Source organism: Mesorhizobium sp. WSM4846 (assembly GCF_055811415.1).
On record NZ_JBVVPZ010000002.1, the window covers coordinates 111,324 to 138,001 of the forward strand.

30 protein-coding genes are annotated in these 26,678 nt (G+C 60.5%); 13 read left to right on the top strand and 17 right to left on the bottom strand.

The genetic code is table 11. The features are described from left to right. Window positions 1–4: 4 nt before the first annotated feature. The 5 genes from AC0L15_RS02810 to AC0L15_RS02830 form a co-directional block, all read right to left on the bottom strand. Window positions 5–853 carry a sugar phosphate isomerase/epimerase family protein gene (locus AC0L15_RS02810; protein WP_287171974.1) on the bottom strand — a complete coding sequence of 283 codons (849 nt, stop codon included), beginning with the start codon at window positions 851–853 and terminating at the stop codon, window positions 5–7. A 5-nt stretch (window positions 854–858) separates the two neighbouring features. Beyond that, a complete protein-coding gene (locus AC0L15_RS02815; RefSeq protein ID WP_473495880.1) occupies window positions 859–1,854 on the bottom strand; it encodes an ABC transporter permease in 996 nt (331 codons plus the stop codon). Then, a complete protein-coding gene (locus tag AC0L15_RS02820; protein ID WP_023799539.1) occupies window positions 1,851–2,852 on the bottom strand; it encodes an ABC transporter permease in 1,002 nt (333 codons plus the stop codon). Before AC0L15_RS02820 ends, AC0L15_RS02815 begins: the two co-directional genes overlap by 4 nt. Then, entirely contained in the window at window positions 2,845–4,359 is a 1,515-nt protein-coding gene (locus AC0L15_RS02825) for a sugar ABC transporter ATP-binding protein (RefSeq protein WP_473495881.1), read from the bottom strand. The genes AC0L15_RS02820 and AC0L15_RS02825 overlap by 8 nt, the downstream gene beginning before the upstream one ends. Window positions 4,360–4,448: 89 nt before the next feature. Beyond that, entirely contained in the window at window positions 4,449–5,438 is a 990-nt protein-coding gene (locus AC0L15_RS02830; protein ID WP_473495882.1) for a substrate-binding domain-containing protein, read from the bottom strand. A gap of 212 nt (window positions 5,439–5,650) precedes the next feature. On the opposite strand from AC0L15_RS02830, the gene AC0L15_RS02835 reads away from it, so the two are divergent. Next, window positions 5,651–6,709: a LacI family DNA-binding transcriptional regulator gene (locus tag AC0L15_RS02835; protein ID WP_287244649.1), complete on the top strand. Its 1,059-nt coding sequence runs from the start codon at window positions 5,651–5,653 to the stop codon at window positions 6,707–6,709. A 144-nt stretch (window positions 6,710–6,853) separates the two neighbouring features. Here AC0L15_RS02835 and AC0L15_RS02840 read toward each other — a convergent pair whose 3' ends face one another. Further along, a complete protein-coding gene (locus AC0L15_RS02840) occupies window positions 6,854–7,606 on the bottom strand; it encodes a hypothetical protein (RefSeq protein ID WP_287244651.1) in 753 nt (250 codons plus the stop codon). Window positions 7,607–7,853: 247 nt separating this feature from the next. Here AC0L15_RS02840 and AC0L15_RS02845 point away from each other — a divergent pair, with 247 nt between their 5' ends. After that, window positions 7,854–9,329: an FAD-dependent oxidoreductase gene (locus AC0L15_RS02845; protein ID WP_473495883.1), complete on the top strand. Its 1,476-nt coding sequence runs from the start codon at window positions 7,854–7,856 to the stop codon at window positions 9,327–9,329. Between the two features lie 26 nt (window positions 9,330–9,355). Here the strand turns inward: AC0L15_RS02845 and AC0L15_RS02850 are convergent, their stop codons facing one another. From AC0L15_RS02850 to AC0L15_RS02870, 5 genes are all read right to left on the bottom strand, one after another. Then, window positions 9,356–9,820 carry a YbhB/YbcL family Raf kinase inhibitor-like protein gene (locus AC0L15_RS02850; RefSeq protein ID WP_287227103.1) on the bottom strand — a complete coding sequence of 155 codons (465 nt, stop codon included), beginning with the start codon at window positions 9,818–9,820 and terminating at the stop codon, window positions 9,356–9,358. Between the two features lie 50 nt (window positions 9,821–9,870). Next, entirely contained in the window at window positions 9,871–10,308 is a 438-nt protein-coding gene (locus tag AC0L15_RS02855; protein WP_287288073.1) for a DUF2267 domain-containing protein, read from the bottom strand. A gap of 159 nt (window positions 10,309–10,467) precedes the next feature. Further along, window positions 10,468–11,820 (bottom strand): Do family serine endopeptidase, encoded by a 1,353-nt coding sequence (locus AC0L15_RS02860; RefSeq protein ID WP_473495884.1) that lies wholly within the window; start codon window positions 11,818–11,820, stop codon window positions 10,468–10,470. Between the two features lie 117 nt (window positions 11,821–11,937). Continuing rightward, complete coding sequence (locus AC0L15_RS02865) at window positions 11,938–12,144, bottom strand: hypothetical protein (protein ID WP_023799550.1); 207 nt, start codon at window positions 12,142–12,144, stop codon at window positions 11,938–11,940. Window positions 12,145–12,482: 338 nt separating this feature from the next. Continuing rightward, window positions 12,483–12,914: a hypothetical protein gene (locus AC0L15_RS02870; protein WP_023799551.1), complete on the bottom strand. Its 432-nt coding sequence runs from the start codon at window positions 12,912–12,914 to the stop codon at window positions 12,483–12,485. 170 nt (window positions 12,915–13,084) lie between these two features. Between AC0L15_RS02870 and AC0L15_RS02875 the strand changes: the two genes are divergently transcribed. The 4 genes from AC0L15_RS02875 to AC0L15_RS02890 all read left to right on the top strand — a co-directional run bounded on the left by AC0L15_RS02875 (window position 13,085) and on the right by AC0L15_RS02890 (window position 15,599). Next, entirely contained in the window at window positions 13,085–13,267 is a 183-nt protein-coding gene (locus AC0L15_RS02875) for a hypothetical protein (protein WP_084646754.1), read from the top strand. 8 nt (window positions 13,268–13,275) lie between these two features. Then, complete coding sequence (locus AC0L15_RS02880) at window positions 13,276–13,497, top strand: hypothetical protein (protein ID WP_287244664.1); 222 nt, start codon at window positions 13,276–13,278, stop codon at window positions 13,495–13,497. Between the two features lie 361 nt (window positions 13,498–13,858). Continuing rightward, on the top strand, window positions 13,859–14,023 hold the full coding sequence (locus AC0L15_RS02885) for a DUF3309 family protein (protein WP_023799553.1): 165 nt from the start codon (window positions 13,859–13,861) through the stop codon (window positions 14,021–14,023). Window positions 14,024–14,192: 169 nt separating this feature from the next. Further along, window positions 14,193–15,599 carry a PAS domain S-box protein gene (locus tag AC0L15_RS02890; protein ID WP_287244666.1) on the top strand — a complete coding sequence of 469 codons (1,407 nt, stop codon included), beginning with the start codon at window positions 14,193–14,195 and terminating at the stop codon, window positions 15,597–15,599. 62 nt (window positions 15,600–15,661) lie between these two features. On the opposite strand, the gene AC0L15_RS02895 is transcribed toward AC0L15_RS02890, so the two are convergent. Next, complete coding sequence (locus AC0L15_RS02895; RefSeq protein WP_287244668.1) at window positions 15,662–16,003, bottom strand: hypothetical protein; 342 nt, start codon at window positions 16,001–16,003, stop codon at window positions 15,662–15,664. Between the two features lie 250 nt (window positions 16,004–16,253). Here AC0L15_RS02895 and AC0L15_RS02900 point away from each other — a divergent pair, with 250 nt between their 5' ends. Next, window positions 16,254–16,508 (top strand): hypothetical protein, encoded by a 255-nt coding sequence (locus AC0L15_RS02900; RefSeq protein WP_023799556.1) that lies wholly within the window; start codon window positions 16,254–16,256, stop codon window positions 16,506–16,508. A 149-nt stretch (window positions 16,509–16,657) separates the two neighbouring features. Then, window positions 16,658–17,071, top strand: coding sequence for an HD domain-containing protein (locus AC0L15_RS02905; RefSeq protein WP_287244669.1), 414 nt, complete (start codon window positions 16,658–16,660; stop codon window positions 17,069–17,071). A gap of 59 nt (window positions 17,072–17,130) precedes the next feature. Here the strand turns inward: AC0L15_RS02905 and AC0L15_RS02910 are convergent, their stop codons facing one another. Then, window positions 17,131–17,541: a DUF427 domain-containing protein gene (locus AC0L15_RS02910; RefSeq protein WP_287244671.1), complete on the bottom strand. Its 411-nt coding sequence runs from the start codon at window positions 17,539–17,541 to the stop codon at window positions 17,131–17,133. Between the two features lie 221 nt (window positions 17,542–17,762). Between AC0L15_RS02910 and AC0L15_RS02915 the strand changes: the two genes are divergently transcribed. Continuing rightward, window positions 17,763–18,200 (top strand): CBS domain-containing protein, encoded by a 438-nt coding sequence (locus AC0L15_RS02915; RefSeq protein ID WP_287244672.1) that lies wholly within the window; start codon window positions 17,763–17,765, stop codon window positions 18,198–18,200. A gap of 447 nt (window positions 18,201–18,647) precedes the next feature. Next, window positions 18,648–19,778, top strand: coding sequence for a site-2 protease family protein (locus tag AC0L15_RS02920; protein ID WP_287244674.1), 1,131 nt, complete (start codon window positions 18,648–18,650; stop codon window positions 19,776–19,778). 111 nt (window positions 19,779–19,889) lie between these two features. On the opposite strand, the gene AC0L15_RS02925 is transcribed toward AC0L15_RS02920, so the two are convergent. Continuing rightward, window positions 19,890–20,546 (bottom strand): TerC family protein, encoded by a 657-nt coding sequence (locus tag AC0L15_RS02925; RefSeq protein WP_128167821.1) that lies wholly within the window; start codon window positions 20,544–20,546, stop codon window positions 19,890–19,892. Window positions 20,547–20,941: 395 nt separating this feature from the next. Between AC0L15_RS02925 and AC0L15_RS02930 the strand changes: the two genes are divergently transcribed. Continuing rightward, window positions 20,942–22,051, top strand: coding sequence for a calcium:cation antiporter (locus tag AC0L15_RS02930; protein ID WP_236378594.1), 1,110 nt, complete (start codon window positions 20,942–20,944; stop codon window positions 22,049–22,051). Window positions 22,052–22,109: 58 nt separating this feature from the next. Here AC0L15_RS02930 and phnE read toward each other — a convergent pair whose 3' ends face one another. The 3 genes from phnE to AC0L15_RS02945 all read right to left on the bottom strand — a co-directional run bounded on the left by phnE (window position 22,110) and on the right by AC0L15_RS02945 (window position 24,583). Next, window positions 22,110–22,904 carry a phosphonate ABC transporter, permease protein PhnE gene (gene phnE, locus AC0L15_RS02935; protein WP_287244676.1) on the bottom strand — a complete coding sequence of 265 codons (795 nt, stop codon included), beginning with the start codon at window positions 22,902–22,904 and terminating at the stop codon, window positions 22,110–22,112. Further along, entirely contained in the window at window positions 22,897–23,646 is a 750-nt protein-coding gene (locus AC0L15_RS02940) for a phosphonate ABC transporter ATP-binding protein (RefSeq protein ID WP_287244679.1), read from the bottom strand. The genes phnE and AC0L15_RS02940 overlap by 8 nt, the downstream gene beginning before the upstream one ends. Before the next feature lie 79 nt (window positions 23,647–23,725). Next, window positions 23,726–24,583, bottom strand: a complete 858-nt coding sequence (locus AC0L15_RS02945) for a PhnD/SsuA/transferrin family substrate-binding protein (protein WP_287244681.1) — start codon at window positions 24,581–24,583, stop codon at window positions 23,726–23,728. Window positions 24,584–24,704: 121 nt separating this feature from the next. On the opposite strand from AC0L15_RS02945, the gene AC0L15_RS02950 reads away from it, so the two are divergent. Both AC0L15_RS02950 and phnF read left to right on the top strand, forming a co-directional pair. Further along, window positions 24,705–25,886: an alpha-D-ribose 1-methylphosphonate 5-triphosphate diphosphatase gene (locus tag AC0L15_RS02950; protein WP_287244684.1), complete on the top strand. Its 1,182-nt coding sequence runs from the start codon at window positions 24,705–24,707 to the stop codon at window positions 25,884–25,886. Continuing rightward, a complete protein-coding gene (gene phnF, locus AC0L15_RS02955; RefSeq protein ID WP_287244686.1) occupies window positions 25,883–26,668 on the top strand; it encodes a phosphonate metabolism transcriptional regulator PhnF in 786 nt (261 codons plus the stop codon). The genes AC0L15_RS02950 and phnF overlap by 4 nt, the downstream gene beginning before the upstream one ends. Window positions 26,669–26,678 lie beyond the last annotated feature (10 nt).

The window sequence follows — 26,678 nt, forward strand, 5'->3', positions numbered from 1 at the left end:
CGTCTCAGATCAGACCGTATTGGCGAGCCTTGTTGCGCAGGAACGGCAAGCCATTGCCCATCACTTCGGCCTCGTCCTTGGCAACCGGCCGCCAGACCGAGAGGCCGTAGGAGACTTCCGGCGGCATGTTGATGAAGCTTTCCATGGCCAGTCCGCCCTTGAAGCCGATCGCCGCCAGCGTCGCGTAAATCTCGTCCCAGGGGCAGTTGCCGGTGCCTGGTGTGCCGCGATCACTCTCAGACAAGTGGATGTACTTCAGGTGGTCGCGGGCAGCCAGAATGCCGTTGGCGGCCCCTTTCTCCTCGATGTTCATGTGGTAGGTGTCGAGATGAACAAAAATGTTGTCGGCCCCGACTTTCTCGACCATCCAGACGGCCTGCGCGCCGGTGTTGATCAAATGGTTCTCGTAGCGGTTCACCGCCTCGATTCCGAGCTCGATGCCGCGCTTCCTGGCGTGCTTGGCGGCGACGGTCAGCACGTGGGCGATATTGTCGTATTCCTTTTCGGTCGGTGGCAGGCCGGTGCGTTCGCCGATACCGCCAAAAATCACGCCGGAAAGCGCCAGCGCGCCCATTTCAGCAGTCTTGTCGATCGCCACTTCGAGATGTTCGATGGCGGCATCCGGCCGCACCGAGGCCCAGGCGCGCTCCGGCAGGCCAAGTGAGCAAACGGCAGGAAGATTGTGCTTTTCGAGCAAGGCGCGTGTGTGCGCGGCATCGACCGCCGGCGCGTTCAGAAGCGCGATCTCGATAAAGTCCATCCCGTATTTGACGGAAGCCGCGATCGCCTTCTCTGCGCCGGCCCGGTCCCAGTTCATCGTCCACATCGAGGTGTGGACCCCAAAACCATGCATCTAACTCACCCTCTGTTTGTGTTCAGGAATTTGAGGCGCCCGGCAAGCCAGCGCAGGATCATCACCGTGATCATCAGGATGCCCCAGACTGCCGTCGCAAGATGCTGGCTTGCGCCCATCAGATTGAGTCCCGAGGACAGAAGCTGGAGCACGACGAGCGCAACGAAGACCGGGATCACCCGACCGAAGCCGCCGAACGGATTGACCCCGCCAAGGAAGCAGGCAAGCACGGTGATCAGCAGGTAAGACTCGCCGTGGCCGACACGCACCGAATTGAAGCGCGCCAGCATGATGATGCCGGCGACCGCGCACATCGCACCGGACAACGTGTAGACGAGAACCTGCACCTTGCGCGTATTGATACCGGAATAGCGCGTGGCCTCGATATTGGAGCCTATCATGTAGGTGTTGAAGCCTAGCTTCATGCGCGTCAGCAAGACGTGCCAGATCAGCACGCAAGCGATGAAGATGAGCAACGGCACCGGGATGCCAAAAATCGAACCGTAGCCGATCGGCGCCAGGAAGCCGGGAATGCCGGACACGTCGCCGCCGCGCGTCAGGAATTCGCCGAGACCGCGCAGGAAGATCATCATCGACAGCGAGACCAGGATCGGGTGAGCCTTGGTGTAGGCGATGACGAGCCCCATGATCAGCCCGCTCAGTGCGCCGACCGAGATGGCAAGGACCGAGCCAAGCACAAAGGCGCCGACGCCCGCTTCGACACCTCCCTGGCTTTGCAGTACCCAAGCCAGCGTCAAGCCGGCCATGTTGGCCGTGAAGGTGATGGCCAGGTTCAGGCCGCCGGTCAGGATCGGCAGCAGCATGGCGAGTGTGAGGAGGCCGAGTTCCGGCAGTTGGAAGGCGACGGATCCAAAGGTAGCGCGGGAAAGAAAGTTCGGCGCGGCAAAACCGAACACGATCATGACAGCTACGAACGCGGCAAACGGACCTGTAAGTTCGGGGCCGAGCGCGTTGCGGACGCGTTCAATCAAAACCGTCATGAAGGCACCCGTCGGCTTTTCAGGAACGGCAGCAGGCGTTCGATGCTGGTATTCGAAAGCGTGATTGCGGCAAGAATGATGGCGCCGACGATCATCTTGAACGCGAAAGGCGACACGCCCATCAAATTAAGTCCGTTCTGGGTAATCGAGACCAACAGAACGCCCAGAATGCAGCCGAGCACGCTGCCCTTGCCGCCGCCGAGCCGCGCACCGCCAAGGACCACCGCTGCCAGGACGTCGAGTTCGCGCCCATAAAGGGCATTCGGCACAACCTCCTGCGCGTAATGCGCCTGGACGAGACCGGCGATACCCGCCATCAGGCCAAGCCAGCCGAAGGCGATAAATTGCATGGCACCGATATTGATGCCGAAGCGGCGCGCGCCCTCCGGGTTGTCGCCAAATGCGTAGAGTTGGCGGCCAGTGGTGGTGCGCGTGATCAACGCCCAGGTAGCGAACACGCATATGGCCATAATGAGCACAGGCAGGGTGATCTCCGCCCAGGTCCCGTCAGCCATCTCTCGCTCGAACAGCACGACGCGGGTGGTGAGCCAGTCCGGCAGGTTGTAGATCGACACGCCGCCTGTGAAAAACATCAGCAAGCCGAAGAAAATGTTGAAAGTCGAAATCGTGGCGACGATCGAGATGATCCTGAACCCGTGGATCAGGAAGGCGTTGATGCAGCCCAACGCGACGCCCAATGCGCCAGCGATGATGAAGCCGACAATCCAATTCCCGCCGCCGATCCAGCCGAGGACGGTCGCGGTCAGATATTGCACAACGGAGGCAGCAACCGCGAAGGAAATGTCAATGCCGCCGGCGATCAGCACGACCAGCAGGCCGACGGCGAAGATGATGTTGACCGAGCTGGTGTTCAGAAGGTCAAACGCGTTGCCGAGGGTGAAGAACCGGTCTGTCGCGAACGAAAGGAAGACGCAGATGACTGCGATAACGGCGAGCAAAGCCAGTTCCGTTGCGTGGGAGCGGACAAACCTACGCATAGACCGCCTCCTCGATCGCCTGGAGGGTCGTAGCGCCCGGCGTAAATTCGCCGACAATGCGCCCCTGAGCCATGTGCAGCACACGGTCCGCGTTGAAATAGACTTCAGGCACCTCGTCCGAGATCAGGATAATGGCCAGGCCGCTGTCCGCCAGCTTGGAAACGATGTCGAAAATGCCGGCGCGCGCGCCGACATCGACGCCGACCGTCGGTGCGTCGAGGATAAGCAGCTTCGGGTCGGTCGCCAGCCATTTTGCAATGGCGACACGTTGCTGATTTCCCCCTGACAGGGTCGAGATCGCGTCGTCCTGCTTTCCGATCCTGACCCCGAGGTCCCTTATCCAGCGATTGACCAGAGATCGCTTGCGATCGCTCGAAATGAAACCGCCTGTAAGGATCTTGTCCAGCGAGGCGATGACCATGTTGTCGGCGATTGCCTGGGGCTGAATGAGACCGAGCGACAGCCGGTCTTCCGAAAGATAGGCGACGCCGGCGGCGATCGCGTCACGGTTGGAACCGAAGCGAACGGGTTTGCCATCCAGGGCGACAGAGCCCGATTTCGGCTTGCGCATGCCAAACAATGTCAGCGCCAATTCGGTGCGCCCTGCCCCGAGCAACCCGGTGATGCCGAGCGTCTCGCCGCGCCGGACTGTCAAGGACACGTCGTCGAATTCGCCGGGCCGCGACAGTCCCTTGACCTCAAGCATGACCGGGCTCCTGCTCAAATCCCGATGCAGGACGGAATAGTCGAAGGTCTTGCCCGTCATCAACTCGGTGATGCGCGACTGGGTCAGGCCTTTGGTTGGATAGACGCCAACCAGGGCGCCGTCGCGCAGCACGGTGACGCGGGTGGAGATTTCAAGAACCTCCGCCAGGCGATGACTGACGAACACAACGGCGACGCCCGACGCCGACAGATTGCGCACAACGTCCAGCAGATAGTCGGTTTCGGATTGGGTGAGCGACGCCGTCGGCTCGTCCATGAAGACGAGGTTGGCCTCACCGACGAGGGCGCGGGCGATTGCTACGATCTGCCGCTGTGCGATGGGAAAGTGGTGGAGTGCTAGATCGACATCGAAGGTAACACCAAGACGTTGCAAGGCGTTGATCGCGACACGACGCATCTCGGCATAGTTCACCAGCCGCGGCCAGCGGCCGATGAGGGTCTGGAACGCGATATTCTCGGCGACAGTCATCTCGGGAAACAGGGCGAGGTCCTGCCAGATGACCTGAATTCCGCTGGCCTGCGCCGTAACCGGCGACATATGAGAGTAGCTCTGGCCATCATAATCGATTTCGGCGCCCGCCTCGGGCTTGTACACGCCTGTAATGATCTTGATCAGCGTGCTCTTGCCGGAGCCGTTCTCGCCGGCAAGACAATGCACCTCGCCCGGCAACACCTCAAAGCTGACATTCTTCAGCGCCTTCACGCCGCCGAACGTCATGTTGACGTTGCGGAGCGACAGCAGCGGCCGTGGTGCGGCGCCATCGAGTGCCTGATCAGCCATCGAGTCGAAACCTGGATCCAATCGCGTTTGCAATCCTGCAGCCGGGCCGGTTCGAGGCCGGGCCCGACTGCCATTAGCCTTGGGAGGCTTTACAGGCCCATCGCCGCGAGATCGTCGACAGTATCCTTGTTGATGGGGACGAGTTGATCGACGATGATGTTACGGTTTTCGAAGTCGGGCTTAACTGTCCCAAGCCCTTCGATCGTATCGCCATCCTTGATCTCTTTGCCCTTCATGAGATGGTCGGCCAGCGTGACGAAAACCTCGCCCGCCTGCTTCGGATTCCACATGAAGCCGCCGGAGATCGCGTCGCTTTTGATGAGCTTCCGGCCTTGGCCTGGCGAGAATGGTCCGAGCACGAAAATTTCGCCCACCTTCCGGCGCTCTTCGATTGCGCGGCCAGCGCCGATCGGGCCTTGGCTGCCGAAGGCGAGGAAGCCCTTCAGGCCGGGATTTGCGGAAATCAGGTCAAGCGCAGTGCTGCGGCTCTTGTCTACATCCTCGGCGACGCCATAACGTTCGCCGACGAGTTTCATGTCGGGATTATTCTTCTTCAGATACTCGATTGCCGCATCGGCCCAGGCATTGTGCAGCGGCACCGTCAACGAGCCGACGAACACTGCATACTCACCCTTGCCGCCCATCTTCTCCGCCAGGAGCTTGGCGTGAGCCTCGCCGAAGCCGGTGGCGGACGCGAGTTCGAAATCCCAGTCGGCGCCCTTCTGGCCAGGCGATTCATGTGTGATGACGATGATGCCTGCGTCCTTGGCCTTCTGCAGGACCGGTTCAAGCACTTTCGCATCATTCGGCACGACGCCGATGACCTTGACGCCCTGCGCGATCAGATCCTCGATGGCGCGAACTTGCAGTGCTGGATCAGCGCTGGTCGGGCCGACCATGAATGCGTCGATCCCGAGCTTCTCGCCGCGCTCCTTGATACCCGCCTCCATTGCGTTGAACCACGGAATGCCGCCGATCTTGACGACGACGCCGACCTTGCCGGCCTGCTGTGCCCTCGCAGCGAATGATCCGCCAATCATAAGGGTCGCGGCAAGCGCCGCGATCAAGAGCTTTTTCATCTGTACTCCTCCCATAACGTTCCTAGTGGGAACACACTCGAGCCGTCGAACGACGGCGGCCGTTAGAAACCTCCCCGAAAGAGACGGGGCACTTCCCCCATCGATCATCCACCGGTTTTCGCTTGCACAATCGATGGTGCAGAAACTATTGTGCATCGAGAAGCTCTCGTCAAGCGGGATATTGCTCTAAATAGACGCGCCGGAGGCGCCAGATGGATCAGCGGGTCAAGAAGAAGGCGACGATCTATGACCTGTCCGTGCTGTCGGGCAGTTCGCCGTCGACCGTGAGTGCCGTCCTGAACGGCACTTGGCGCAAGCGCCGCATCAAGGAAAGTACGGCGCAAACAATTCTCGGTCTCGCCGAACTCCACCAATACACCACCAATCTGCAAGCGCGAGGCTTGCGACGCTCGCGATCGGGCCTGGTCGGCCTGATGCTGCCCGTCCACGACAATCGCTACTTCTCCTCCATGGCGCAGACGTTTGAGGGGCATGTGCGCAGGCGCGGCCAATGCCCGGTGGTGGTTAGCGCCAGCCGCGACCCCGAAGAGGAACGGCGGACCGCGGAGACGCTGATCTCCTATTCAATCGACCAGCTCTTCATCGTCGGCGCCACCGATCCCGATGGCGTGCACGAGGTCTGCGAACTGGCGGGGCTGAGGCATATCAACATCGACCTGCCGGGAGCGAAGGCGCATTCGGTGATCAGCGACAATTATCAGGGCGCGCGGATGCTGACGGAGGCAATCATCCGCCACTTCGCCAACGACGATCCTCTGCGGCCGGACGAGCTGTTTCTGTTTGGCGGCCGCAACGACCACGCCAGCCGCGAACGCATCGCCGCTTTCCATGCGACCAAGAAGGCGCTGCTGGGCGCCGACCCTGACGATGGTGTGCAGTCCTCCGGCTATTCGCCTGATATAACTTTGCGTGCCTTCGAGGCGTTTTACCAATGCCGTGGCAAGCTGCCGCGCGCGCTGTTCATCAATTCGTCGATCAATATGGAAGGTCTGCTGCGTTTCATGGCCGGCCGGCCGGCGGAAATGTTCAGCGAACTCGTCGTCGGTTGCTACGACTATGACCCCTTCGGCTCCTTCCTGCCCTTCCCCGTAATCATGGTGCGGCAGAATGTTGAGGCGATGATCACGAAGGCATTCGAGCTGATCGATGAACCGCCGACGGCACCGCAGACCTTCCTGATCGCGCCAGAGTTGATCCAGCCCAGGTCTGCATTGAAAGGGCCGCTGGACACGCTGAAGGATATAGCCTGAGGGTGACCCGGCGCTATAGGGCGACACCGCCTTGAGATTTTCAGTGGTTCATCGCGCCGACTCTCACGGGAGTGTCGCCGTCCTCAGCACGAGCCAACTGGGTGGGGGCGTAGGCGCCTGTAAAAAGGTCTACAGCACCGAGCGTTAGAAGCGATAACGGATTCCAAGGGCGTTCGCATTGGAACCCTCTGTCATATCTCCAAATGTACCATCGGCGCCGGATCTATGGTGGAGTTGGTAGACGAGTTCGACGTTGGGGGCCTGCCTCACTCTGAACGAAAGCTCCGCACCAACGAAGCCGAGGAATGATGCATCGCCATCGTGGAGGATTTCGCGTTCGCGCTCGATCTCGGTAGGGCCGGTAACGGCACTGAATCCAGCAGTCAGTGCGGGCGCAATCGCCAAATCACCAATGACCAGGCCGTGGTGGCGCAGTCGCGCTCCGGCCCAAAGTTCGCCAGTCGTATCATCGTCCTCGCCAAATCTTATGGCCGCGCCGGCGACGCCACCAAGAACGAAGCCAGCGCCGATATCGACGAAATCGCGACCGTATGCAGCTCCGATTATATAGTTGTCCGTGTAGTCGGCACCCAAAACATTGATCGCGTCCCCGAAGGCCCCGTGCGCAAAGACGCCACCAAAGACATAAACATCATTCTTGGTCGGCAAACCGTCTGCGAAAGGGTCCTGGGTCGCAAAATAGATAAAGGGAGAATTGTCATCGGCGAGTCCAGAACTGACTGAAATGCCCAAGATCACCGCAGCCAGGGCCACTTGCAGTCCACGCATAGACAAGCTCCGAATCAATCCATTTCGATGGTTGGCAATTGCAATGGGGAAAAACAAGGTACGAATTGTTTTATCGCCAAAATACTGGATGCGGGTGGCTCGAACCATTCTTCAGGCTTTGCCGGGCGCGCACAGGTGACCTTCGCCACAGGCCGTAACGGCGCAGTCTTCGGCCGCCGGCCTAACAGTAATGGCATCTGCCTATACCAATTCACGTCCGTTGCTGCGTTCGACTGCCCGGATCATCTGCTGAAGTTCCAAAGAAACCACGATTGAAGACCGTAGATCTCGGAACTTTTTCGCGCCGGCACGGGTTGTCGATGGAGATGCATCGAACGCATGGGACGCCGGTGAAATGGCCATTCTTTCGGGAAAACCGGGAAGCTGTTGGGTGGCGGCAGCCACCGCTACGAACTATCCCCCGCTCGAGGGCTCGATCCATGCCGATGCCGTTGTCGTGGGCGCCGGGATCGTCGGGCTCACGACGGCGCTTCGCCTTTGCGAGGCCGGTCGGTCGGTGATCGTCATCGAAGGCCTGCGGACAGGCGGCCAGGTGACCGGCCGCTCGACGGCCAAGATCACGACGCAGCACGCGCTGATCTATCGCCATCTCATCGACACTTTTGGGCTGGACCAGGCGCAGACCTATGCCGAAGCGAATTCCGCCGGCGCCGTGCAGATCCGGGAATGGGTTCGCGACTATGCCATCGCCTGCGATCTCGAGAACAAGGATGCCTATACCTACAGCTGCGATGCAAGCCGGCGCGCGGAGATCGTGGCCGAGGCAGAAGCCGTGCGCCAGATTGGGCTGGACGCCGATGTTCTGGAGCGCGCGCCGCTGCCTTTCGAAACGGCCGCCGCTCTGCGTTTTTCCGACCAGGCGCAGTTCAATCCGGCGATGTATCTGGTTGGCCTGGCTCAAGCGGTGACGGCCCGTGGCGGACGGATTTTCGAAAACAGCCGCGCGATCTCTATCGGCGAGGCAAGCCGCTGGCGCGTCGTTACCGACAGCGGCACCGTTCACGCCGAGCATGTGGTCGTCGCCACCAACATGACAGTGAAGAGCCCCGTCGGCATGGCGAACCGGACCCAGCCGCGCTGCCACACTGCCATGGCGTTTCGGATCGATGACCCTCTTGCTGTCGACGGCATGTTCATCGGCATCGACGATCCGACGCATTCCATCCGCACCGGCCGCGACGCCGAAGGCCCGCTGCTTGTCGCACTCGGCCCCAAGTTCGACACTGGCCAGGTCGGCGATGTGGCGAAACGGTTTGTCGAGCTGGAACAATGGGCAAGAATGAGCCTTCCCGTTGGGGACGTTGCGTGGCGCTGGTGCAATGAGGACTATGATACGGCCGACAGGGTTCCATATGCCGGCGAACCCGATCCGGCCAAAGCCTCCGGGTTTCATATCGCCACAGGATTCAACGCCTGGGGCATCACCAATGGAACGGCCGCAGGCATGATGATCGCGGATCTGATCTGCGCGCGGCCGAGCCCATTGCAAAAGCTCTATGATCCGGCGCGGCCTTATCCCGAGGACTTTCACAAGAATGGCCGCAGCCAATCGATTGTCTCAAGCCTCGACGACATCGTGCCGGGCATGGGCGGTGTGATCGTCAGGGGCGACGAAAAGATCGCGGCGTGGCGAGACGCTGAAGGGGTGCTCCACCCGGTTTCGGCGACATGTACCCACAAGGGCTGCACCGTGACCTGGAACAACGCGGACAACACCTGGGATTGTCCCTGCCATGGCTCGATTTTCGCCGCCGACGGTTCGGTCATCCACGGCCCGGCTAGAAACCCGCTTGCTCCGGCCGCACTATAAACGGAGGCGACCGGCACGGGCCGGCGTTACCGTGCGTAGGTTCCGACCAACTCGGTCTGCTCCAGCGCATGCTTCTGGGCTTCCTTCCAGACGAGCTGCACGCCCGCCTGTCCCGGCACACTGAGGCTCGGCACGTCGAGCGCGGCCAGCCGGAAATGATAATGATGGACGCCATGTCCCACCGGCGGCTGCGGGCCGTCGTAATAGGCATTGCCGAAATCGTTGGTGCCTTGCCTGAGTGCCGACGGGCCTGGCTTGCCATCCTGCGCCTCGGTGAGTTCGCTCGCATCGGGCGGGATATTGAACACCGCCCAGTGCCCGAAAATCCCGCTCGGCGCGTCGGGGTCCTGCACGACAAGAACAAGGCTCTTGGTACCGTTCGGAACACCGGACCATTTTAGCGGTGGTGAGACGTTCTCGCCGTCGCGGGTATACCTTTCAGGGATTTTCCCGGCCGCCGGGAACGCCGGGCTGATAAGGGTGAGTGGCATTTCCATCTCCCCAAGAACAAGCGCTACAGCCAGCTATATCTGGCGCTATTTCACGCCGCTTGCTGAGCTTCCGCGACGCGCCTGACTTCTGCTGGCAAGGATTCCCAAACCTTGATCATCTGCCCCTCTCCCACATGGTGAGCGAGAACCTGGGATACGACCCTGAATGCATCCTTGGAATCGACCGGTCGGGTGAATTCCAGCTCCGCCTTGATTTTGGCCAGGAACTCGTCGAGCGACCGCAACTTCTCGGGAGTCTTGGAGGGCTGATATTGGTCGTAGTAGGCGCCGCGCACGAGGATCGGCAGCTGCGAGCCCAGGTGGGCGGCAAGATCCGGCTGCATGCGGTCTCGCAGGGCGTGGAGCACCGCTCCAAGCACATGCCATGCGACCTGCCGATCCGGTCCAATCTCGGTCATGATCTCGTCGAGCCAGATGTTTGTTGTCTGCAGCGTCTTGTCGAATACTTCGAGTCCGGTGGCGCTCATCGAAGCCTCCTTTCAACAGGTTGAATGACTCATTGGACGAAACGGCCTTGGTCGGCTGTTGTTCCCGTCCCTAAAGGCCGCCTCTCGCGAACGCGGGTGATCTATTCGGCCAAGTTTACGTTCGCCAAACTTAACGCGTTCCCGTCAAGAGTTGGCCCGTCAAGATTTGGACGTGGCCACGGCAACGAAAAGAGATTGCCCTTGCCTGCTGATGCGGAACAACATCGGCTTGTTCAGCTGGCGGGATTTCGCCCACTCCTCTTGGATGTCCGACGGCTGTGTCACATCCCGGTTGTTGGCCGAGACGATCACATCGCCAGGCTGAACGCCGTTTTCGGCGGCGAGGCTGTTTGGAGCCACTTCCTGGACGAACACGCCCGTAGTATCCGGCTGGAGTCCGAGCTGCTGGCGCGCCTCATCCGGGATTGGGCTGAGCGACAATCCAAGACGCGCGTCAGCCGTTTCCGACTTTGGAACGGCGCTGGTCTGTTGCTCCTCATCGTTGCGCTGTCCGATGGTCAGAGCTATTTCCTGTTGGCTGCCCCCGCGGTTCCGTGTCAGCGTCGTTTTCGTTCCCGGCTTTTGGCTCGCAGCCGCGAGGGTCAGATCATGGACGCTCTGGATGTCCTTGCCGTTAAAGCGCGTAATCACGTCTCCCGCCTGTATGTCTGCCTGCTCTGCCGGACTGCCGGGTTCGACCGAGGCGACCAGCGCTCCTTTGCTGCCGGGTATTCCAAGCGCCTCGGCAATCGACGGCGTGATCTCCTGGAGACGCACCCCGATGAAACCGCGCTCGATCCGGCCAGTGCGGATCAACTGGTCGACGACGTTCCGGGCGGTGCGGGATGGTACCGCAAAGCCAATCCCTATGCTGCCACCTGTGGGAGATACGATGGCCGTATTGACCCCGATCACTTCGCCGCGCGCATTGAACAGGGGGCCGCCGGAATTGCCGCGATTGATTGAGGCGTCGGTCTGGAGAAAATCGTCGTAAGGACCGGCATTGATGTCGCGCGAACGGGCCGAAAGCACGCCGACGGTAACGGTCCCACCGAGCCCGAACGGACTGCCGATAGCGATCGTCCATGCGCCAGGTTGTACTGCATCGGAGTCACCCCAGGCGGTCGTTGTCATGTTGGACCGCGGGTCGATCTTCAGCACCGCGAGGTCGGTTGCCGGATCGCGGCCGACGAGCTGCGCAGGCAACGTCTCCTTGTCGGAGAATACGACATGAATTTCGCTTGCATCGGCAACGACATGGTTGTTGGTGACGATGTACCCCTCGGGGCTGATCACAAAGCCGGAACCAAGGGCCTCTCGCACCTGCGGTTGCGCCAGTCCGAGGCCGGGACTGCCGAAAGGACTAAGAAAGTCGCCCAGCGTCGCCTGGTCCTGGATGATCTGTTTGGTCGTTATTGCGACCACGGCTGGAATTTTCTCGCGCGCGATCGCCGTGAAGTCGTTTGGGATTTCCTGAGCTGCGAGCGGAGCAAAGCCGCCGGCCGAGAGCATCAGAGTTCCGGCGATCAGGCCGGCGCAAAGTCTTTTATTCAATACCGGTAACATGGCCTGCGACGCCTCCAGCGTTCAGTGATCAAGCATGCAGCCGCTCCGGCATGAGCCAGCGGTTCACCAGCGGATTACGACAACCCTGTCGTTCCCGTTGGCGAGTTCGACAGCTTCGGTGCCGTCCGGTTTCCGGCTTTCGATCCGGGCACCTTCTACCGTTTCTATGCCGGCAATGTTGGCCGCAAAGGCCTCGTCAATCTCGGCGGCACAGACGAGGGTATCCGGGGGCAGATCCTTCACTTGGTCCATCAACTCGCGAAGCTTCATGGCGAACCTTCTTGGCACAGGCCCGGATTCTTTCAGCCGCACATTCCAACCATGTGCCTCCAGAAAAGTTCCGAGACGCGATTGCGGGCATGTCACAGGGACCAGATTCCGCCAACGATGCATCGGTGGTGGCATGGATCAGGGGCGCGGGCCGTGTTCACATGAATCGAGCTTCCTGCCCCCCCGACAAGGGACCCGGCCATGAGCCTTCGTCCGGCCGCCCTGAATGCAAGGCGTCGGCTCGATCAACACTGCGGCGCCGGCGATGCCACCAGCCATTTGCCGGCCAGCCGCTAACGAGAACGATCAAGACTTGTCGTCACCGTTCTGGGCTGGCCTCAATGCACAAACCTTGCCCTCAGCCAGGCCAGAAGTCTGTTCCCGGTAATCGTCCGGCGGACTCTGGCGGCAGCCCATCGCGCTTGCATCGTAGCACCAACGTGACAGTGACAGACGATGTTGTGCAACTGCCAGTCACTTAGCTCGAAGAAGCGCTTTGCCTCACCGTAGGTATCATCTTTCAGACCCATGGCGCGCAGCACCGGATCCTCATAGGCAACGGTGATCGGCGACCCCGCGCCACGCGCTACGTCACGAGCTTCAGGACTGAGATATTCGGTGCCTGAAAGGGCTCCGAGGCAACGCCGTGGATTTTGTTCGAGAAGCTCTGCCCAACGCTCGATCCGCTGCGCCCGAGTCATGGTCGGGTATGTCGCCGAGGGCTCAACTTTCGCAACTGTCTGCAGTTGGTCGAGTGTTTGGTGTTTCATGGTCGGCTCCTTTCAACAGGTGGAAGTGCCCACGCCCTAACAGAAGATTATTGCGCTGCGACGCGCCGACAAGGCCGGAATTGACAATGTCAGGAGTTTGCCCCTCGCCCGGTTCGGATCAGGAACCTTCCCGGGGGCCTGCTTGTTTTGGCTAGTGAAAGGAGACGGTCATGAGCACAAAACCACCACCCGTTCCGGCAGAGAACCAGAGCCCAAAGGGTCCGGGCGATAACAAGTCGGTTCCTGTCGACCAAACGCAGCACAGCCATTCCGCCCCAAATCCCGACAAACAGGGCCAGCAGGGCAACACGAAGGTCAATACGACCCATCAAGGCCACCAGCAGGACCGTTAGGTGATTTCATGTCTACGTCGAAGAAGACCCGCGCCAGTATTCGCCATGGCGGTCCTGGCGCATCGCACGAAAACGCCAAGGAGCCGCTGGTGATTGAAAAGCCGCCAGCCGATTCCGATCTGCGCAGCCGCAGCAAGATCTCAGGCGGCGGAGGCGAACGCGACAGCCACCATACTCATGACCCCGAAAAGAAGGGCGGTGGCACCCGGCCGGCAACCAAAGGAAGGTGAATTGTATTCACGTCCCCTGCGAAGCGTGCGGCGTGGAGGTGCCAAGCATCATCCGGCCGTCGACTGTGAGCACCGCCAGTGGCTGTGGCCTTCTTTGGCCTACCGCCGCAACTTTCGACTGCGTCAGGCATTTTTGCTGTGATCGCCGTTCCTCCAGGCGGTCCGAGGCTGAGAAAGCCTGTCGCCCGCGGGCTCCCTGCCGGCGGGCTGCTCGTCAGCCTACCGGCTTTTCCCGCTAGACGAGCGACAGCGATGCTACTTGCGGTGGAACAGGAAGCCCCTCTGGGAGTTCATACCGTCATCAACAGGCGCATGGACGTGCCCTTGTATGGCGCGGCAGCGCACGAATGGGAGAACCACCATGAGCCTCGGAACCATACTCATCATCATTTTGATCCTTATCTTGCTTGGCGGGTTCAGCGGTTTGGGTGGTGGACCGTTCTACGGCACCGGCTATTATGGTGGCGGTGGCCTCGGTCTCGTGCTGCTGATCGTTATTATCCTGGTCCTTCTCGGGCGCATTTAGTACACGATTAGGCGGACAATTTGGCGATGATCCTGTGTGGGCCTGATGCCTTGCCCAGGAATGTCGCCGCGACTGCTGGCAAAGGGGGCCGCACGTGATTGTCCGGACGGAACCGAAACCGCTCAAGGGCATTATAGCCGCTCAGAAATCCACGAGAATGGCGCCATAAGTGAACTTCGTTGAACAAGCCGATGTCGGCCTCGGAGTTCCGGGCATTCCCACTGCCGATCTGATGCAGGCACTGCCGGTCGCCATCTACACCGTCGACGGGCAGGGACGCATCACCTTCTTCAACGAAGCCGCAGCTGAGCTCTGGGGCCATCGTCCTGTTATCGGTCGGGACCTATGGTGCGGCTCGTGGAAGCTTCGTCATCTGGACGGTCGGGATATGGCGCATGGCGAGTGTCCGATGGCCGTGGCGCTGCGTGAAGGGCGGGATGTCTCCTGGGACCAGGCGATTGCGGAGCGGCCGGATGGCGAACTGGTCCCATTCAGGGCTCACCCACGCCTGCTTCGCGACGAAGCGGGCAATGTAGTCGGTGCCATCAACACGCTGCTCGACCTGCGCACGCAGACGCTGGGCGATGAAGCCCGCATGCGTCTTGCCGCCATTGTCGAGTCGTCGATGGACGCCATCGTCTCGAAGGACATGAATGGCATCATCACCAGCTGGAACGATGCTGCAGAACGCCTGTTCGGCTACACGCCTGCCGAGGCGATCGGCCGGCCGGTGACGATGCTCATTGCGCCTGACCGTCTCGACGAGGAAGTCTCGATCATCAGCCGCATCCGCGCCGGCGAACGCGTCCCCTCCTATGAGACGATGCGCCTGCGCAAGGACGGCACGCTCGTTTCGGTCTCGCTCACCGTCTCACCGATCCGCGACGGGATCGGGCGGGTCGTCGGCGCCTCCAAGATCGCGCGCGACATCAGTTCCCACAAGGAGAACGAACGGCGCATCCGACTGCTCATGCGCGAGGTCAACCATCGGGTGAAGAACCAGTATTCGGTCATCATCTCGATGATCCGCGAGACAAGCAAGCTGACGAGCACACCTGAGGCTTTCCTCGGGCAAGTTCGAGAGCGCATCATGGCGCTTTCGGAATCCCATGATCTCCTGGTCAATGCCGAATGGCGCGGCGCGACGGTCGGCGAGCTCATCCAGGCACAGCTCAAGGCCTTCGCAGCGCAGTCCCGCGTGTCGATGGCCGGGCCACTGGTGGTACTGCAGCCGAACGCCGTCCAGTATCTCGGCATAGCCTTTCACGAACTCGCCACCAATTCGGCAAAACATGGAGCGCTGTCGTGCAACGGCGGACGCGTCGAGATCGATTGGCACGTGGTCCCTGCGGGCGACGGCGCTGAGACTTTTCGACTGGTCTGGCGTGAGTTGGACGGGCCAATCCTGGACGCTGTCAGGGCGCGCGGTTTCGGACTGGTCGTGCTTGAGCGAGTGGCGCCGCAAGCTCTCAGCGGCAGCGGGCGGCTGGAGTTCCACGCCCGAGGCATCACCTGGACGCTCGAGGCGCCGCTGCATTTCGTCCAGACATCACTAGCCGAAATCGCGGCCGATTGAAGGAATTTCGCCGCGCTCGTGAAGCTGAGCCCTTCCCCGCGACCGACTGTTTTCGGCCAGACCTATTGCGTTTGGTCCGGCGGGCGAAAATAAGGCGAAACAGCCCTGTCCTCCAGAACATCGACGTCGCCTCTTCCAGGCAGGGCATCGCAGCCAAGCGAGTGCCGATCGACGTTACCTGGTTCAAACACGGTCAGGCTGTCGAATTCCATGGCCGCCCCGTAGAACTGGGCGGCTTGCAACACCAGGCATTCGACGTCTTCAAGCGCAACGTTTTCTGCGAGGTTTCGCAGCCGCACAGCCTCGGCCACCGAAGTGACATTGAGTATCCCCTTATCCCGGGCGGCTGCCCAAACCCGGAGGTTGACGTCGTGACACAAATGGGCCGAGTAACCGAAGCGCATGGAAAACCCCCTTTTCAGGAGCGGTTTGTCCCTCGTGATTAGCATGTGCCCTATCGATCCGAATAGCAAGCTGAATTAGTAAAATTACCCGCATAATCAATGATTTAGCATATGACAAAGACTGCATAATCGACGCCTTGCCGTAGTTGTCAGTCGTTCACACCAATGGCAAATCAACCGGTCTTGACGACCGCTGAGGCTTTTCCTACTTCTTAGACTAATACTAACTTTGAGCGGCTGGAGGGCAGAAATGGCCGAGCTGGAAAGACCCGAACGACTGCAGATCATGCTAACGTCGGAGGAATTGGCTGCTTTGGAAAACTGGCGCTTCGAAAGGCGCATGCCAAGCCGGTCTGCGGCCGTGAGGGAGTTGCTGCGGCGCGGTCTCCACGCGGACGGATTTTTGACAGCGGCACAAGGTGCCAAGTCGCAGGATTTTGGAATTCTGCCCAGTTCCGGCATTGTCGATGGAGCGTCCCGCGACCAGGGCGGCAGCAAGCTGTAAGGCTGCCCTCGCGGCGCTGGAGATTTTTCGGCGCCGGAGCCTTGCCCATTCTGTGGAACTTCAGGCAATCGTCGCGCATTCGGTGAGGCATGTTGTGGACCGGAACAAGGCCGGTTGCAGCATCACACAGGCCAGCAAGGATCGAGGCAGTGAGCTTCCTTTACCGCGCGGCAAAAATCGCCGAACAAGCTCATGCGGGGCAGACGGACAAGACCGGACGGCCCTATATCGAGCATTGCCGCCGGGTCGTTGATGCCGTCGAAACGCTCGACCAGAAGGCCGTTGCCTACCTCCATGACGTTGTTGAGAAAAGCGACGATTGGGATCGCGAGCGGCTCGAGGCGGCAGGTTTCGGAACCTCCATCGTATCGGCAGTCGATGCGATGACACGCAGGCCGCACGAGGACGACCTCGCTTTCGTGCGCAGAGCAGCAGCCAACCCATTGGCGCTGCCGGTCAAGCGCGCCGATCTTGCCGACAATTTATGGCAAGCACAGCAGATTGGCGCGTCGACATCGAAATATGAAGACGGACTGCGGATCCTCGACGAAGAATTCTCCTGATGACGAGAGGATTGTCGCCTGTGGCGTGATCGGCCGATGTGCGACCTTCATGCGAGGCTCTATTCGGGGATGTGAGGCGTATGTCGCTTGTCCTCGGCAGGATCGGCATCGATCCGCGCCTTGCTGGGATCGAAGGCGCCATGGCGGGCGATGGCCAATACCGGCGTGTCGGGCGTCTCGTAGGCCCACATGAAGTCGTCGGCCGCTCCGCCGACCGCGTGGACCCGCCAGTAACTGGCCGTGCCCTTCAGCGGGGAGTGGGTTGTGGTGTTGGTCTTCTCCAGGAGGTCGAAATAGATATCCTCGAAGGGGATATAGAAGACCGGATCTTGCCCCTCTTCATGGAGCACTTTTGCCCGCTCTGTCGAGGCAATGATCGCGTCGGAGAACCTGACCGTCACGGTTCCATTGAACGGGGTAATCGTCAGCGCGCCGGGACGGCTGGTGGAATTTACGGCTAAGGGCTGCATTCGACTTCTCCGTTGGCTGCCGATCTCCTGGAACGTCGTATCGCCCGTCAGGGTTCCAACCGCGTGAGGCTCATTGGAGCCGCGACATCGGGGGAGCCGGCGACAGATGAAAAACCTCCCGCGGGGCATTCAGATTCAAGGGAACGTTACCGCCGAAGAGTTCGTTTCCTAGATTGACACCGGAACCGGCGGCGGGGCTTCGCAAGTTAAGGGAGATTGCCATGAAGGTCGGCAACTGCATGACGAGGAATGTACAGGTCGCTAACCCCGAACAGTCGATCCGCGAAGTGGCTGAGATGATGGGCAGGCTTGACGCCGGAGGGATGCCCGTGGGCGACCACGACCGGCTGGTCGGGATGATCACCGATCGAGATATCGCGATCCGCGGCGTAGCATTGGGCAAGGGACCTGACACGAAGGTGCGTGATGTCATGAGCCCGGAGGTCAAATATTGCTTCGATGACGAAGACGTCGAGCATGTGCTTGAAAACATGGGCGACCTGCAGATACGTCGGCTCCCGGTTCTGAACCGCGACAAGAGGCTCGTCGGCATCATCTCGCTTGGCGATCTCGCGACGAATGGCGAAGCGGCAGAAGCGGGAGAAGCTTTAAGCGACATCTCGAAGCCGGGCGGCGAGCATTCGCAGACTGCTCACTGACTAACGCCGCGACATGTCGGCGCAAGGTCAACATCACTTGTTTCGCGGTGCGTCGGCTAACGCCGGCGCCCCGCCGGAGCCTTTTGCATTTGCGATGTTTTTCGGCAAAGGTTCAGGAGCATCCATGACAACGATCCGAAGCACCGTGTCCTTCAGCGCCGAAAAAAGCGCGGCAGGGCGAAATCATCCTGCAGGCGCCGACGCGTCAGATCACGCGCCGAGACGTTCACCCGGATGTCGTGTCGTGATAAGCTGTTCTTGCGACGGGACCGCGCGACACCGAGGCGGGCATCTCGCGGCCGGGCAGCCCTTAGTCGCACACGATGAGCTTGAGCACCTGATGTTCTCGAACGATTGCAAGCGTCCTGCCAAACCCTGTTGCGAAGGTGGGGCCTGTTGCCAAGGTGGGGCCTCTTGCGAACGTCGGGCCTCTCGGAGTGGACGGATTTGGGTTGGTCGCTGAACCTCGGGACGATCGCCGGCACCACCGTGCGCGTTCACTTTACCTTCCTGCTTCTGCTCGTCTGGATCTGGCTGACGCACTATCAGATCGGCGGCACGCCAGCGGCCTGGCAAGGCGTTGCCTTCATCATTGCGGTTTTTGGCTGCGTGGTCCTGCATGAGTTCGGCCACATCGCCGCTGCGCGGTATTTCGGCATCAACACGCCGGACATTACGCTTTTCCCGATCGGCGGCGTCGCCAGGCTCGAACGCATGCCCGAAGAGCCGGGGCAGGAGTTCGTGATCGCGGTCGCGGGGCCGCTGGTCAATGTCGCGATCGCCGCGCTGATCTTCGTCCTGCTCGGCGGGTCGGCGGGCGTCGAACAGATGGCCGGGATCGAGGATCCGCGTATGAGTTTTCTCGCCAGGCTTGCCGGGGTCAATGTCTTCCTGGTCATCTTCAATATGATCCCAGCCTTCCCGATGGATGGCGGCCGTATCCTGCGCGCCGCACTCGCCGCCCGCCTGTCGTGGTCGCGCGCAACCCAGATCGCAGCCATGATCGGGCAAGGATTGGCCTTCGTCTTCGGTTTTGTTGGGCTGTTCTACAATCCGCTACTGATCTTCATCGGCATCTTCGTCTATCTCGCCGCGGCAGCGGAAGCGCAAAACGCACAGATCCGGGAGGTAGCCACAAGCGTCCTTGTCGCGGATGTGATGATCACCGAGTTCGCCCGGCTGGAACGGTCGGCGACGCTCGACCAGGCAATCGAGATGCTGCTCGCGACCACGCAGCACGAATTCCCTGTCGTCGACTCCGCAGGCCGTCTTGAAGGATTGGTGACACGCAACGACATGATCCGGACATTGAAGGAAAAGGGACCCGCCGCACCGGTCGCGAGCGCAATGCGGCACGATATCCCGAAAATACATTACCGCAAAAGTCTCGAGGAAAGCCTGCGGCTGATGCAGCAGGCAGATGTGCCTGCTGTAGCCGTCGTCGACAGTTCCGACCGGCTGGTCGGGCTCATGACACACGAAACCATAGGCGAGATGCTCATGATCCGCTCAGCCGTGTCGGATGCCTTCCGATTTGGTCGTTTGCGTGGGGCCAAGCCGCGATTCACACGGATCTGAGCACGAGGATTCTTTTCACCGCCGGATCGGGTGAGTGCGCTCTAAATCGTAGCGGAGCGATAAGCAGAAATCGGCCGGAACGAAGGTCGTCCCGGCCCTTTTTTCTGTGTCTCAAGCGCCCGGAACGTGAGGCAGAAGTTCAAGCGCACCGCGATAGATCATGTCGCCAGCTACGTAGAGGATGACCACCAGCCCGACATAGGCGATCCAGCGGTGCTTCTGAAGCAGATTGGCAATGAGGTTTGCAGCGATGCCCATCAGCGCGACGGAGAGGACAAGGCCGAAGATCAGCACGTTCGGATGTTCGCGCGCAGCACCGGCTACCGCCAGAACATTGTCGAGTGACATGGAGACGTCGGCGATGATGATCTGCCAGGTTGCCTGGGCCAGGGTCTTGCGCGGAGCCTTGCCAGCTACGACGCCATCGTAGTCGACGTCGCTTTCCGAAAGCGCTTCGATCGCCTGTGCTTCCTGCGCATGGTTTTGCCGGAGTTCGCGCCACATCTTCCAGCAGACCCACAACAGCAAAAGACCGCCGGCGAACAGCAGCCCGACGATCTGCAGGAGCTGGGTCGTCGCGGCCGCAAAGCCGATGCGCAGAACGGCCGCTGCGATTATGCCAACGACGATTGCGTTTCTGCGCTGCTCTTTGGGTAGTCCGGCCGCGGCAAGGCCGATAACGATGGCATTGTCGCCGGCCAGCACCAGGTCGATCATGATGACCTGCATGAGAGCGGTCATTGCTTCGGGACTGAAAAAATCTGTCATACGGCACCCTTGCGTTCAGCTAGGGGTGACGCGGCTTGCGAGTATAACCGTAGAGCAACGCGGACACCGCGTATGACAAGAGAAATGCCGCTACAGCTGAAGAAAACTCAAAGCCAGGCCACCCGGATTGGAATTCCAGTCCGACATCGCAGTCCTGATGGACTGCCAGAGGGGCCCGGCCTGGCAGCACCTAGCTATTGCCCCAAGCGCAAAAACTCAAGGCTTAATTGTGATCCGCATATGCGGCATCGAGTTCGGCAAGCTGGTTAAGCCAGGTCGATCTGCCACGCGGCCATTGAACGGGCCGGCAGCCGCAAGTAGACTGATACAGTGGGCTTCGGTCAATTTCTCCAACACTCGATCTGCGACGTCGATGGCGATGAAGGAATTCTGTCTTGGCTGCTCATCGACGATCGATCGGCCAATATCTGTTCCCAATCGGCTCCTTGGGCCTGGCCGCACTCATTCATTTCGGCGCCGCGTCGATCGAGCATTCGCCGCTCTCGATCAAAATCCTGGCGTTGATCGTCGTCGCTATCTTCATCTTCGCGACAGTGTTTGTGGTCTTGCATCATGCAGAAGCCGTCGCACTGCGGCTCGGTGAACCATATGGCACGCTGCTGTTGACATTTTCGGTGACGGCCATCGAAGCATCGGTCATCGTTTCGATGATGTTGCACGGCGAGAACAACCCGACGCTGGCACGCGAATCTGTGTTTTCGACGGTCATGATCGTTTGCGCTGGCGTCGTCGGGGTCTGCCTCACCCTAGGTGGGCTGAAGCATCGATATCAGGACATCAAACGACAGGGCACCAACGCCTCGCTTGCCGTCATTATGGCGCTGACAGTTCTTACGCTGATCCTTCCAAACTACACGCTTGCAACAAGCCCCGGTACGTTCTCCGCCTCGCAGCTCGCTTTCGTGAGCGTTCTTTCAATCCTCCTCTACGGTGCCTTCGTCTTTGCCCAGATGGTGCGCCATCGGGGCGATTTTATCGAAGACCTGACCTCCAGCGCGGAACATGACAAGCATGTATCTGAGGGTGGGAGAGTGACCACCAATGTGCTCCTCTTATTTGTCGGACTGGCAGGGATCGTTCTTCTGACCGAGCAGGTGGCCGGCAGCATCGAGAATGGGCTCGAGTTTCTTCATATTACCCAGGCGGACGCCATCGTGGGCTTCTTCGTCGCTGCGCTTGTGCTTATGCCGGAGGCGGTATCGGCGGTTCGGGCAGCACTCAATAATGAACTTCAGCGAGGGCTGAATGTCGCCCTCGGCTCGGCCTGCGCCACAATCGGCCTGACAATCCCGGCGATCGGTGCGGCGAGCCTGCTCACCGGACGAAGCCTGACTCTTGGTCTGGGTCCGGGGGATACAGTGCTTCTCATCCTCGCGCTTGCCATCAGCATCGTGAGCTTTGGGACGGGCCGAACAACGATGCTGACGGGGCTCGTTCATCTCGTCGTATTTGTCGCCTATCTGTTCCTTATCTTCGTGCCGTAGGTCGTCTTCGGCCATCGCTGCGTCCTGTCGATTTGCGGCGCACATGCCTAGCCTGCAATTACTGGACCTTCGAGCGCAGGCGATCCGTCACGAACTCCATCAACACCACGATGGCGAAGATCACGAGAATGATGGTCGAGGCATTCCTGTATTGGAAAAGATCGAACGCGACCTTCAGCTCCTGGCCGATGCCACCGGCTCCAACGAGGCCGAGAACAACTGATGAGCGCACTGCCTTTTCAAGCGCGAAGAGCGTGGTGTTTATCAAGGACGGCATGGCGTCAGGCAGTACTGCCCCGCACAGAACAGAGAATCGTCCGGCGCCGATTGCAAACAGCGCTTCCTGAGGTCTTTCGTCGGCATCCTCCATCGCCTCGGCGAAGAAGCGCCCGCAAAAGCCGATCGTATCGACGACGATGGTCATGGTGCCGGCAACCGCCCCGAGACCAACGGCTGACACGAAAAGTAGTGCCCAGACCAAATCTGGAACAGTCCTGAACAACGAGACCAGCATCCTGGAGATATGCCGGAACGGGCCGATCGGGGTTATGTCCTTGCCCGAGAGCCAGGCAAACGGCAAGCTGAGGACGACACCTATTGCTGTCCCCACGAGCGCTATCTGAAACGTTTCGACCATGCGCCAGAAAACCCTCAGGAGGAACCCTGGCTCGACATTTGGGGGTATCATGCGGCCGACGAGATGGACCATTCGGGGCACCCCGCCTGCCAGTTGTTCCGGCGAAGGTGCGACCTGCCCGGCGGAAACGATCACGAGAGCGGCCAAAGCGACGGCAAAGCTGAAAGTGACGGGCGAGATCGATGGAATCCGGCTCGGCGAAAGGCGGTCATGCATCGAAGACGTCTTTCAGATCAGCACGGGTCACCTGCTCCGTCCGTCGGTCGAAGAAGACCTTGCCCGCCTTGAGCGCTATCAAGCGGTCGGAGTAGTCGAGAGCATGCTCCATGTCGTGCGTGGTGTAGACCAAAGTGATCGCCTGTTCCTGGGTCAGCTCGGAGAAGACGCGCATCACATCATGTCCAGCCGCCGGGTCGAGACTTGCCGCCGGTTCGTCTGCTATCAAAAGCTTCGGACGCCGGATCAACGCACGGGCAATCGCCACCCGCTGCGCCTGCCCTCCAGAAAGCGCGTCGGCGCGGGCGCCCGCCTTGCCGAGAAGCCGCACTTCGGCGAGGGCCTGCATTGCTTCCTCGCGCCAGTGTTGCTTTGCGATGGAATGGTGCCAGCCGCGCCAGCCGCCGGGCAGCCCGAGCTTGCCCTGCAAAACGTTTGTAAGAACCGATTGGCGGCTGACCAGTCCGTGGTGCTGGAAGACAAATCCGATCTGCCTGCGTATGCGCCGCAGCTGGGCGACGGACGGCGCCGAGCGGAAGCTCTCGCCGAGGGTGACGACCTCGCCACCGCTCGACGGTAGAAGACCAATGAGACATTTGAGCAGGGTGGATTTTCCAGCACCGTTCGAGCCAATCAGGGCAACCCGTTCGCGCGATGCTATGGTGAGGCCGATACTGGAGAAAATGATCTTTCCGTTCGCATAGCTCTTCGCAAGATCGTGCGCCCGAATGATGGCTGTCATAGTGACCTCTTGGCCCAGACCGAACTGCGAAACAGACCGGCGGTTAGCCGCCGGCCTTGTCGCTGAAAAGGAGCGAGTCTCAGTTTACGAAGTCGGTGAGGGTCTCGATTCCGATCGTGCGGTACATCGAGCGGACATAGTCGTAGTCCGAGTCCCTGACATCAGTCAGGAAGAAACCGCCCTTGAATTTCTGGTTGTCCTCGCCGGTCAGGATCGCTTTCATCAGCTCATTGCCATTCTTCGCAAAGGCATCGCGGATCTTGACGAACACGTCATCTGAAATGTCCTTGCGGGCGACAAGAATGTCGTTCGGCAGATCGCGGCCCCGTGCGATGACCGAGAAGGCAACGCCGGGGAATGCTTCCCGGACCGAGTTGAGATAGCCGAAATTCAAGCCGATAGCGGCGATGTCGCCGCGGATGAGAGCCTCAGCCGCGATGTTGCGCGATATGATTACTGGTTCGTAATCGGTGGCATATTTCAGGTTGAAATCGGCCAGCGCCTGCGCGGGGCCGAGGTGCTGGGAGGTCGAGCCGACCGAGCCGAATGCGACCTTCTTGCCCTTCAAGTCTTCGACCGAGCGGATCGGTCCATTCGCCAGCACGGCGATCTGAGCGAAATAGTCGGGGCGCTGCCAGGCGACAACAATCTTCGGCTGGCTTAATTCCTTCATGACGACGTATTCTGCAGGACCGGTCAGGACAAGGTCGACCTGCCCGGAATTCATCGCCTCGACGGCGGTGGTCCGCGAACTGACCGGAAACAGCTCGACATCCAGGCCGGTCGCCTCCTGAAGAGCGGTCTGGAAAGCACCGAATTCCTGCTGAAGAGCCTCCAGTCCCTCCATGTCGGTTACCGCGAATTTCACTGGCTCCGCAAACACTGAAACGGCGGAGGCAAGCGTCAGGGCGAGTGCGGTTGCGATGCTGCGGATCATCGTTTTTTCCTTTGCTGTATAGACAGGAAACTGTTACCCGCTAATCCGTATACGCAGCAGATGACGTGCTCGTGACATGTCGCCGGCGCCACCGGCAGCTTTTGCTTTTTTGAGGGATACAGTGAACTGGCACATCCAGGGTGGTCGCATCCTTACCGAACGGGGACTTGAAACCGCGGACCTGAGCGTCACCGGCGGGATCGTGTCAGAGCTGCGGGCGGCCCATGCCTCCACGATCGATGCCGATGGTCTGCTCGTGCTTCCGGGGATCGTCGATATTCACGGCGACGGCTTCGAGCGCCAGATCATGCCGCGGCCCGGTGTCCGCTTCGACACCGCGCTGGCGCTGAAAGATACGGACCGCCAGCTTGTCGCCAATGGCGTAACCACGGCCTTTCACGGCGTCACGGTGTCGTGGGAGCCTGGACTTCGCTCGCTCGACGCTGCCAAACAGCTGATCGGCGCGGTCTGCGATCTCCGCGATAGCCTTGGCTGCGATACGCGTCTGCATCTGCGCTGGGAGACCTTCGCGCTTGATCAGATGGCGCAGGTCGTACGATGGCTCTTGCTTTCGCCACGGCCGATCATCGCCGTCAACGATCATACGACGGGGTCGGTGCTGAACGGCACGATTGCCCGCAAGATCGGTCAGATGGCGGAGCGGTCTGGCTTGAGCCGCGAGCAATACATGACGTTGCTCGGCCAGATTTGGTCCCGCCGCGCCGAGGTTGAGATCGCGATCGGGAAGCTGGCCGCAACTGCGCGGGCCAATGGCAATGTGCTTCTTGCCCATGACGAAGCGTCTCCCGAGGAACGCATGTATTTTCGCGCCCTCGGCGCAAAGGCCTCGGAATTTCCGCTAACGCTCGAAACAGCCAAGGCCGCGCGGCAAATGGGCGAGGACGTGATCCTCGGCGCGCCCAACGTCGTGCGCGGCGGCAGCCATAATGGAGCGCTAAATGCCACCGAGGCCGTCAGAGCCGGACTTTGCACGGTGCTGACCAGCGATTACCACTACCCTTCGCCTCTGCATGCGGCCTTCAGACTGTCTTCGCCAGACGCCGGCGACTTCCCCTCGATATGGAATCTGGTTTCGGCAAACCCGGCCCGGGTGGCCGGCCTCGACGATCGCGGCTCGCTTGTTGCCGGCCGCCGGGCGGATCTGATCCTGGTCGATGCAGGCGATCCAGAGCATCCGCGCGTGGTGGCCACCATGGTCCATGGACAAATTGTCTATAGCTCCGGGCTCTCCCGCACAGACCGACGGCCTGCACAGCGGTCGCCGGCGAATAAGGTGTCATGAACTTGGACACGAAAATTCCAACACCACACGAGCGCAATGGCAATCGCCTTCTGGCCTTTGACGGGCTGGTCTTTCGGCCACGCAGCGATACGCCGATCTGGCAGCAGATCTACGATCACATCTTCGATCTGATCGAGAGCGGCAGTCTTGCGCCGGGCAGCCAGCTTCCCGGCGAAACGCATCTGGCAGAGAAACTCGCGGTCACCCGCATTACGCTTCGCCGGGCGCTGCAGCAGCTACAGCATGAGGGCCACCTCACCGCCCGCAAGGGCGTCGGCATCTTCGTGCGAAACCTGCCCTCGACATTCACTGTTCGCGACGGACAGCGCTTTCTCGACAATTTCGAAGCCCACGGCCAGGAAATCGGCACCAATACGCTGCTGATCGTCCGGGAACCGGCCGAAGCGGCCGTGGCGGAACGGTTGCGTCTCGCACCTGACACCACCATTATCCGGCTGTGCCGAATCAGAACGTCGGACAAGCAGCCGGTTTACGTCAATACCAAGTTCTTTCCGGCGCATCTCTTCCCCGACTTCGAGCAGAGATACGATGTGCGTCAGTCGGTGACCGATGTTTTCCGCGCGCATGGCATCGACAACTACCGGCGGGCCGAGACGCGCATCAGTGGCGGCTTTGCATCCCCCGATGAAGCGGAAATCCTGCGGCTGACGCCCGGAACGCCAGTATTCCGCATCAATGCTGTCAACGAGGACCGCAGCGGCGTACCAATCGAATGGACCCGCGGCTGCTGGCCGCTGACATCCGTCGAATTCGTCTTCTGATTATGGCGCA

Bases quoted from the DNA above. Each gene is read 5' to 3' on its own strand.
- AC0L15_RS02810 (WP_287171974.1), bottom strand. From the start codon at position 853: ATGCATGGTTTTGGGGTCCACACCTCGATGTGGACGATGAACTGGGAC.
- AC0L15_RS02815 (WP_473495880.1), bottom strand. From the start codon at position 1,854: ATGACGGTTTTGATTGAACGCGTCCGCAACGCGCTCGGCCCCGAACTT.
- AC0L15_RS02820 (WP_023799539.1), bottom strand. From the start codon at position 2,852: ATGCGTAGGTTTGTCCGCTCCCACGCAACGGAACTGGCTTTGCTCGCC.
- AC0L15_RS02825 (WP_473495881.1), bottom strand. From the start codon at position 4,359: ATGGCTGATCAGGCACTCGATGGCGCCGCACCACGGCCGCTGCTGTCG.
- AC0L15_RS02830 (WP_473495882.1), bottom strand. From the start codon at position 5,438: ATGAAAAAGCTCTTGATCGCGGCGCTTGCCGCGACCCTTATGATTGGC.
- AC0L15_RS02835 (WP_287244649.1), top strand. From the start codon at position 5,651: ATGGATCAGCGGGTCAAGAAGAAGGCGACGATCTATGACCTGTCCGTG.
- AC0L15_RS02840 (WP_287244651.1), bottom strand. From the start codon at position 7,606: ATGGTTCGAGCCACCCGCATCCAGTATTTTGGCGATAAAACAATTCGT.
- AC0L15_RS02845 (WP_473495883.1), top strand. From the start codon at position 7,854: ATGGCCATTCTTTCGGGAAAACCGGGAAGCTGTTGGGTGGCGGCAGCC.
- AC0L15_RS02850 (WP_287227103.1), bottom strand. From the start codon at position 9,820: ATGCCACTCACCCTTATCAGCCCGGCGTTCCCGGCGGCCGGGAAAATC.
- AC0L15_RS02855 (WP_287288073.1), bottom strand. From the start codon at position 10,308: ATGAGCGCCACCGGACTCGAAGTATTCGACAAGACGCTGCAGACAACA.
- AC0L15_RS02860 (WP_473495884.1), bottom strand. From the start codon at position 11,820: ATGCTCTCGGCCGGCGGCTTTGCTCCGCTCGCAGCTCAGGAAATCCCA.
- AC0L15_RS02865 (WP_023799550.1), bottom strand. From the start codon at position 12,144: ATGAAGCTTCGCGAGTTGATGGACCAAGTGAAGGATCTGCCCCCGGAT.
- AC0L15_RS02870 (WP_023799551.1), bottom strand. From the start codon at position 12,914: ATGAAACACCAAACACTCGACCAACTGCAGACAGTTGCGAAAGTTGAG.
- AC0L15_RS02875 (WP_084646754.1), top strand. From the start codon at position 13,085: ATGAGCACAAAACCACCACCCGTTCCGGCAGAGAACCAGAGCCCAAAG.
- AC0L15_RS02880 (WP_287244664.1), top strand. From the start codon at position 13,276: ATGTCTACGTCGAAGAAGACCCGCGCCAGTATTCGCCATGGCGGTCCT.
- AC0L15_RS02885 (WP_023799553.1), top strand. From the start codon at position 13,859: ATGAGCCTCGGAACCATACTCATCATCATTTTGATCCTTATCTTGCTT.
- AC0L15_RS02895 (WP_287244668.1), bottom strand. From the start codon at position 16,003: ATGCGCTTCGGTTACTCGGCCCATTTGTGTCACGACGTCAACCTCCGG.
- AC0L15_RS02900 (WP_023799556.1), top strand. From the start codon at position 16,254: ATGGCCGAGCTGGAAAGACCCGAACGACTGCAGATCATGCTAACGTCG.
- AC0L15_RS02910 (WP_287244671.1), bottom strand. From the start codon at position 17,541: ATGCAGCCCTTAGCCGTAAATTCCACCAGCCGTCCCGGCGCGCTGACG.
- AC0L15_RS02915 (WP_287244672.1), top strand. From the start codon at position 17,763: ATGAAGGTCGGCAACTGCATGACGAGGAATGTACAGGTCGCTAACCCC.
- AC0L15_RS02925 (WP_128167821.1), bottom strand. From the start codon at position 20,546: ATGACAGATTTTTTCAGTCCCGAAGCAATGACCGCTCTCATGCAGGTC.
- phnE (WP_287244676.1), bottom strand. From the start codon at position 22,904: ATGCATGACCGCCTTTCGCCGAGCCGGATTCCATCGATCTCGCCCGTC.
- AC0L15_RS02940 (WP_287244679.1), bottom strand. From the start codon at position 23,646: ATGACAGCCATCATTCGGGCGCACGATCTTGCGAAGAGCTATGCGAAC.
- AC0L15_RS02945 (WP_287244681.1), bottom strand. From the start codon at position 24,583: ATGATCCGCAGCATCGCAACCGCACTCGCCCTGACGCTTGCCTCCGCC.
- phnF (WP_287244686.1), top strand. From the start codon at position 25,883: ATGAACTTGGACACGAAAATTCCAACACCACACGAGCGCAATGGCAAT.